Origin of the sequence: Halobacterium sp. CBA1126 (genome assembly GCF_009741975.1) — an archaeon.
GTDB lineage: Archaea > Halobacteriota > Halobacteria > Halobacteriales > Halobacteriaceae > Halobacterium.
Genome location: NZ_WPCF01000131.1, coordinates 1 through 5,941 on the forward strand (window position 1 = coordinate 1; position 5,941 = coordinate 5,941).

General features: G+C 71.6%; 4 protein-coding genes, 2 tRNA genes and 3 pseudogenes. 6 read left to right on the forward strand and 3 right to left on the reverse strand.

What is annotated here, in order from left to right; translation table 11 throughout:
- Positions 1–195 (reverse strand): annotated as a pseudogene (locus GJ634_RS17020) (MATE family efflux transporter); the annotation flags it as partial.
- Between GJ634_RS17020 and GJ634_RS13605 the strand changes: the two are divergent.
- Together GJ634_RS13605 and GJ634_RS13610 are read left to right on the forward strand one after the other, a co-directional pair.
- Positions 175–399, forward strand: a pseudogene (locus GJ634_RS13605) (histone family protein); the annotation flags it as partial. The pseudogenes GJ634_RS17020 and GJ634_RS13605 overlap by 21 nt on opposite strands.
- Positions 396–1,403 (forward strand): histone deacetylase, encoded by a 1,008-nt coding sequence (locus tag GJ634_RS13610; RefSeq protein ID WP_157503423.1) that lies wholly within the window; start codon positions 396–398, stop codon positions 1,401–1,403. The pseudogene GJ634_RS13605 and the gene GJ634_RS13610, both read left to right, overlap by 4 nt.
- 7 nt (positions 1,404–1,410) lie before the next feature.
- On the opposite strand, the pseudogene cca reads toward GJ634_RS13610, so the two are convergent.
- A pseudogene (gene cca, locus GJ634_RS13615) lies at positions 1,411–2,759 on the reverse strand (CCA tRNA nucleotidyltransferase).
- A gap of 100 nt (positions 2,760–2,859) precedes the next feature.
- On the opposite strand from cca, the gene GJ634_RS13620 reads away from it, so the two are divergent.
- The 4 genes from GJ634_RS13620 (at position 2,860) to GJ634_RS13635 (ending at position 5,314) form a co-directional block, all read left to right on the forward strand.
- A tRNA-Asn gene (locus tag GJ634_RS13620) sits at positions 2,860–2,932 on the forward strand.
- 227 nt (positions 2,933–3,159) lie between these two features.
- Positions 3,160–3,268 (forward strand) — tRNA-Ile (locus GJ634_RS13625).
- A 203-nt stretch (positions 3,269–3,471) separates the two neighbouring features.
- Entirely contained in the window at positions 3,472–4,314 is an 843-nt protein-coding gene (locus GJ634_RS13630; RefSeq protein WP_157503424.1) for a hypothetical protein, read from the forward strand.
- Between the two features lie 184 nt (positions 4,315–4,498).
- Positions 4,499–5,314: a molybdopterin-synthase adenylyltransferase MoeB gene (locus GJ634_RS13635; RefSeq protein ID WP_157503425.1), complete on the forward strand. Its 816-nt coding sequence runs from the start codon at positions 4,499–4,501 to the stop codon at positions 5,312–5,314.
- Positions 5,315–5,323: 9 nt separating this feature from the next.
- On the opposite strand, the gene GJ634_RS13640 is transcribed toward GJ634_RS13635, so the two are convergent.
- A partial coding sequence (locus GJ634_RS13640; protein WP_157503426.1) for an alpha/beta fold hydrolase occupies positions 5,324–5,941 on the reverse strand: 618 nt, incomplete at its 5' end.

Genomic DNA, 5,941 nt, shown 5'->3' on the forward strand with positions numbered 1-5,941 from the left:
GCCGGTGATGTTCCCGAGGGCCATCCCGACCCAGATGCCGGTGGCGCCCCACTCGAGGGAGAACGCGAACAGGTAGACGGTGAGGACGCGGCCGAGCCACAGCGTCACCATCGAGATGACCATCGCGGTCTTGGTGTTGCCGGCGCCGCGGAACGCCCCGAGTAACACCTGCACGACGCCGACGAACTCACGCTCCCGGTCGCCCCCGTCGACCGCATCGCGCGCCTCGACCTCGACGACCGGTTCCGCGTCTCCAAGGACGCCCGCGTCGCGCTCGCGGACCGCCTGGAGACGTACGCCGCCGACGCCGCCGAGGGCGCCGCGGTACTCGCCGAGCACGCGGGACGACGCACCGTACAGGCAGAGGACGTCCAGACGTACTTCCAGCTCGTCGAATGAGATTCGGGTTCAGCGAGACCTGTCTCGCACACGACCCGGGCCCTCGCCACCCCGAGAGCCCGGACCGCCTCCGCGCCATCAAGCGCGGGCTCGCGAAGCGCCACAGCGTCTCCTACGAGGACGCCGCGCCCGCCACCGAGGACGACGCCGCCGCCGTCCACGACCCCGACTACGTCGACGAGATTCGGGCGTTCTGCGAGTCCGGCGGCGGCGACTGGGACCCCGACACGACCGCCTCCGAGGAGACGTGGCCCGCCGCGCTCGCCAGCGCCGGCCTCGCGAAGGACGCCACGCGCGCCGCGGTCAACGGCGCCGACGGCCGGAACACGCCGTTCGCGCTCGGCCGGCCGCCCGGCCACCACGCCGTCTACGACGACGCGATGGGCTTCTGCTTCCTGAACAACGCCGCGGTCGCCGCCCAGTACGCGCTCGACGACCTCGGCGCGGACCGCGTCGCCGTCTTCGACTGGGACGTCCACCACGGCAACGGCACGCAGGACATCTTCTACGACCGCGACGACGTCTTCTACGCCTCCGTCCACGAGGACGGCCTCTACCCGGGGACCGGCGACGCCGACGAGTACGGCGAGGGCGACGGCCGCGGCACGACGCTGAACGCGCCGTTCCCCGCGGGCTCCGGCGACGCGGACTTCTGTGCGGCGTTCGACGAACTGCTCGAACCCGCAATCGGCGAGTTCGACCCGGACGTCTTCCTCGTGAGCGCGGGCTTCGACGCCCACCGCCACGACCCCATCTCGCGGATGCACGTCACCACGGAGGGGTACGGCCTGCTCGCCGACCGCGTGCGGTCGCTCGCGGACGCGACGGACGCGGCGCTGGCGTTCGTCCTCGAGGGCGGCTACAGCCTCGACACGCTCGCGGACGGCATCGGCATGGTCCACGAGACGTTCGACGGCCGCGACCCCGTCGGGCCCGAGGACGAGGTCGGCGACGAGGTCCGCGACCTGCTCGACGACCTCCGGGACTCCCACCCCGCGCTCTGAGCCGGTCTCAGACCGAGGGCTCGAAGTACGCCGCGAGCTCCGCGCCGAACCCCTCGGCGAGCGCCGCGACCCCCTCGCCAGACAGCACGTCGTAGTCGCCGGCCTCCACGATTGATTCGACGTGCGCGCCGAGCGCGACCTCCGCGAGCTCCCGTTCGGCGAACTCCCGGGCGGTCGTGATTTCGCGCTCGCGCTCGACCACGTAGCGGTCGCCGTCGAGGAACGGCCCGGTCGCGTCGCCGTCGGCGTACTTCTCGTAGAACCCCTGCGCGTGCCCGCCGACGTGGACGGGCGGCCCCTCGTGGCGCTCCACGGCGGGCAGTTCGCTCACCGCGAGCTCCGCGAACAGCACCGCGCGGTCGTCGGCCCACGTCGCCGCGCGCAGCACGTCGAACCCCTCGATTTCGAGGCCGCGCACGAGCCCGTCCCGGGAGCGGTACAGCTGCGGGTAGAGCTGGTCGTCCACGAGGTCCGGCGCGTCGAACACCACCGCCAGCGGCGTCGTCCCGCGGTCGGCGACGTACTCGCGGACACGCTCTGCGCCGAGCGGGTCCGGCGTCGCCGGCTCGAAGACGTCCTCGCTGGGGTCGGCGAGGAACTCGCGGGCGTAGTGCTGGACGCGCGCGACGTTCTCCGCGGAGACGACAGCGGCGACGTTCCGCTCGGGGTCGGTCGGGTCGACGACCACGAGCGCGTCGTCGAACTCCGCCGCCGCGTGGTCCTCGGGGTCGAGGACGACCGGCGGCTCCCAGTCCTCGATTGCCTCTAGGGTCGCCCGGAAGCCGCCGTACTCCAGCACGAGCAGCTCCGTGAGGTAGCCCGAGAACCCCTGCGTGCGGAGGTCGCTGCCGTACGCGCCCACGCCCTTGAGGAACTGCTTGAACAGCCGCACGTCGCCCGCGTCCTCGTCGCTCAGCCGTGCTTCGAGGTACGCGTTGTGGAACGGCGTGCGGTCGACCGCGGACTGGATGTCCGTCGCTGACTCCAGCCGGTAGCACGGCACGAGGTCCACGTCGTACCCCTCGAAGCGCCCCTTCACGTAGGGGTGTTCGGCGTACTCCTCGCGGCCGTCGGGCAGCACCTCGTTGCCGACCTCGAGGCCGTACTCCCGGAGCCGCTCGCGCGGGAGCTCGACGGGAACCGCACGAACAGGTCGATGTCGCGGTCGCCCGCCACCCACGTCCCGCGCGCCGTGCTCCCGACCTGCACGACGTCCGCCTCGACGGGCAGCTCGGCGATGGCCTCGCGCGCCCGGTCGGCCAGTCGCTCGGCGGCCGCGGCGAGCGCGCGCCGCTCGTCGGGCGTCGGGTCAACGCGCTCCCGTACGGCGTCGAGGACCGACTCGAAGTCGCTCATGTCGCCGGGTTCGCGCGGCCGCGCCTAAGCCGTGTCGATGCCCGAGCCTGCTGGCGAAACGAAAGCCATTTCAAAACGCACCGGGTAAGAACGGTTGCCAGCCGCCATAGCTCAGTTGGTAGAGCACCTGGTTGTTACCCAGGTTGTCCCAGGTTCGAGCCCTGGTGGCGGCGTACTTCTCTCACCGGTTGCTCGCGCAGCGTCGGCTGCGCGACAGCCGTAATCGTAGTCGCCCAAGGGCTCGTGCCCGAGAGCCGCAGCCCGCGAAGCGACAGCGAGCAGGAACGTCTCTCGACGTTCGAGCCCTGGTGGCGGCGCTTCTCCGACACTCGCTCCCGCAGCGTCGGCTACCGCGGAATCCCGACAGGCTAAAGGTTCGGCCACGGGAAGCGGTGTGCGAGGGGCCTTAGCTTAGTCTGGTTCAAAGCCCCCGGCTCATATCGGCGCTCGTCCCTCGGCGGGCGTCGTGGGACACCGGGTGAGCGGTGGTTCAAATCCGCCAGGCCCCATGCAGGTGTCGCTCGCACACGCGAGCGACGACGAATCGGCTGGCGGATTTGAACCCGGGAGCGCGACCGGAGCGAGCGCTCACACGGTTCAAATCCGCCAAGGTCTGCTCGCCGTCCCCGGCCCCCACGCGGGGGTGTGAGACACCGAGACCAACATAGCCCTCCTAGCAGTCTTCTATACGGCTGCCGCCGAAACAGCGGGCATGCCACAGCATGTCAGTCGGCGTCGCGGGGTCGCCGCGAGCACGCGCTTCGGGGAGTGGATTCCGGACGCCCGGCGAGCGCTCCGCCGCGAACGCCGCATCCTCCGGACCGAAGCGGACGCCTTCGGGCAGTTCTGTCGACGCTTGCAGGCGGTCGACGTCGACGGCGAGTCGGCGGACTCGATGCCCGTCCAGTCGGGGCCGGGGACGCTCGCCGACCGCGGCGACGGCGGGGACGCCGCGAGCACCGAAATCCGCGAGGCGTACGTCGGGACGGTCATGGACGCGCCGCACTACGCGGACGAGTACGGGGACACGTACTGGGAGAGCGTAGCCTCGGAGTTCGGCGCCGAGCTGGCGTTCGCGTTCCGGCAGGCCAGCCGGGTCACGCCGTTCCTGAAGGAGCAACTGCTCGCGGCGGCCCGCGAGGCCAAGGCCAGCCGCAAGCAGCTCCTCGCCGACGTCGACGACGAGGCCGACGCGCTCGACGCCGCCGAAGACGTGCTCCACGACGTCCGCGAGGACCTCGTGGCGATTCGGTCGCGGCCGTTCTACGGCTGTCCGGCACGGGAGCTCCGGACCCTCCTGGCGGACCTCGACGCCCTCGAAGCGGACTGCCAGGACCTCGCGGTCCGCCGGCAGACCGGCGACCTCGAACCGAAGCCCGTCCGCGTGCCGTCTGGCGGGAAGCGCGCGCTCAACGAGTACCTCTACCAGTCGCTGTCGTCCTCGCACCCGCTGTTGAGCGCGGTCGGGAGCGCGAGCGACGCCGTGGTCACCACGACCCGCCGCATCCGGCGCATCCTCTCGGCCGAGCGGAAAACCGCCGAAACGGGGGATTAGCGCGACGAGAGAGCCGCTACTCGGGTTTCTCCGCGGCCGCGCCGTCCTGACAAGACATTTACCGGGGGAGTCGGTATGAGCCACTGCCGGGTAGGGGTACCCGTAGTTCTTTCGTCGCTGCCGCCGCCAGCGGCGGCGTCGTCGACGGGAAACGCTTACCCGGGTACGCGCCGTCTGCTCGGGTATGTCCGGGCTGAATCTCGACCCGGTGCAGCTCGACCGCTACTCGCGGCACATCATCATGGACGACGTCGGCGCGGAGGGCCAGCAGCGCCTGCTCGACGCCGACGTGCTCGTGGTGGGCGCGGGCGGGCTGGGCGCGCCGGTCATCCAGTACCTCGCGGCCGCGGGCGTCGGGCGGCTGCGCGTCGTCGACGACGACGAGGTCGAGCGCTCGAACCTCCAGCGCCAGATCATCCACGCGGACGCCGACGTCGGCCGCCCGAAGGCCGAGAGCGCCCGCGAGTACGTCGCGGACCTCAACCCCGACGTGGACGTCGACGCCCACGTCGCGCGTCTGGACCAGTCGAACGTCGACGAGTTCCTCGACGGCGTCGACTACGTGGTGGACTGCTCGGACAACTTCGCGACGCGGTACCTCGTCAACGACGCCTGCGTGCTCCGCGGGGTTCCGTTCAGCCACGCCGCCATCTACCGCTTCGAGGGGCAGGCGATCACGTTCGAGCCCGGGAGCGCGTGCTACCGCTGTCTGTTCCCGGAGGCGCCACCCGAGGGGACGATTCCGGACTGCGCGACCGCCGGCGTGCTCGGCATCCTCCCGGGGACGATGGGCTGCATCCAGGCGACCGAGTGCGTGAAGGGGCTGCTGGACTACGGCGAGCGCCTCACCGGCCGCCTGCTGTTCTACGACGCCGGCGAGATGAGCTTCGAGACGGTCCCCGTCGCGAAGAACCCCGACTGTCCGGTCTGCGGCGACGACCCCGCCATCGACTCCGTGGCGGACGTCGAGTACGTCGAAGGCTGCACCGTCCCGTCGTAACTCTCCCCGCTACTCGCCGTTCGCGTTCTCCGCCCCGACCGCCCAGCCGTAGATGTCGCGTGCTTCCTCGACGACCGGGTGGAAGTGGCCGGCGTCCGCGTAACTCGTACAGTTGGCGTCCGGCAGTTCGTCGGCCACGCGTTCGCCCGCCGCGAGCGGGACGTTGGCGTCGTCCTCCCCGTGGAACACCCGGGTCGGAACCGCGACGTCCGCGAGGTCGAAGTCCCACGTCCCGTAGAGCACGCCGTAGTCGGTCGCCAGCGGCGTCGTCCCCTGTCGTAATCCCTCCCGGAAGTCGGCGAGCAGTATCCGTCCGGTCTCGCCGCGGCGCGGGTCCGCGAGGTCCGTTTCGGGCTCGCCGGCGACGTCCGTGAACGAGTCCGCGCTCGCGACGGCGCGCTGCATCAGCCAGACGAGCGGGCGGCCGAACTGCGGCGAGACCCGGGACGCGGCGGCGAGCGCGCGCTCGAACCCGAGGTCGCCGCGCTCGCTGCCGGGCGGGCCCACGCCCGAGACGACGGCACACCGGCGCACGCGGTCCGGCGTGTGGGCGGCGCACGCCAGCGCGTACGGGCCGCCGCCGGAGAAGCCGACGACGGCGTACTCCTCGACGCCGAGCTCGTCCGC